Source organism: Citrobacter sp. CK188, from assembly GCF_030333525.1.
GTDB lineage: Bacteria > Pseudomonadota > Gammaproteobacteria > Enterobacterales > Enterobacteriaceae > Citrobacter_B > Citrobacter_B koseri.
The window spans coordinates 1-539 of sequence record NZ_JAOWFU010000005.1 but is presented as its reverse complement, the minus strand read 5'-3'; the positions used below and the strand labels follow the sequence as shown (position 1 = coordinate 539).

The window sequence follows — 539 nt, the reverse complement described above, 5'->3', positions numbered from 1 at the left end:
CGTCCCAGCCTTCCCGTAAAACCGCTGAAAATGTGGACCCTCGCAGGCAACGAGATGACGCTCTGCAAAGACTACGTCGTTCCCGGCGGCACGTTTAATTTCATTCAGTCGACGCAGGATTTCATTAAAGGCAAAACCTACCCGTACGGCGACTGGGAATAACGCGGATGAATATAAACAAACTGCTTTTAATCCCACTGCTGATAATCGCCTCTGGCTGCAGCCCGCAGAAACCTGAACCTTTGCAGTCAAAACAGGCCGCCAGCGGCGACTGGACGCTGCCTTATGGCGAGTGGAGTTTTTCTTTTGTCACCCCTTCTGAACTACCCGCAGAAGTCCTTCATGCCCGGGTTATTGATACGGATGGTTATCTGTATACCTTCAATACACTTGACCAAACTGCTCAGGCTCCGGATTCCATCGATAAATGGGCCCCGACTGTCTATGGCCCCAGCGTCATTTTCAACAAAGTCAAAAAACCGCCTCAGTACATTGTCTTCTGCTGGGAATCCTATATCGACAAACAAACTTACGAGACC

1 protein-coding gene is annotated in these 539 nt (G+C 50.1%); it reads left to right on the top strand.

All coding sequences use genetic code 11. The features are described 5' to 3' along the window. Positions 1-167 precede the first annotated feature (167 nt). Positions 168-539 (top strand): DUF2931 family protein (locus OGV67_RS01880; protein WP_286464855.1); only part of this gene is annotated, 372 nt, incomplete at its 3' end.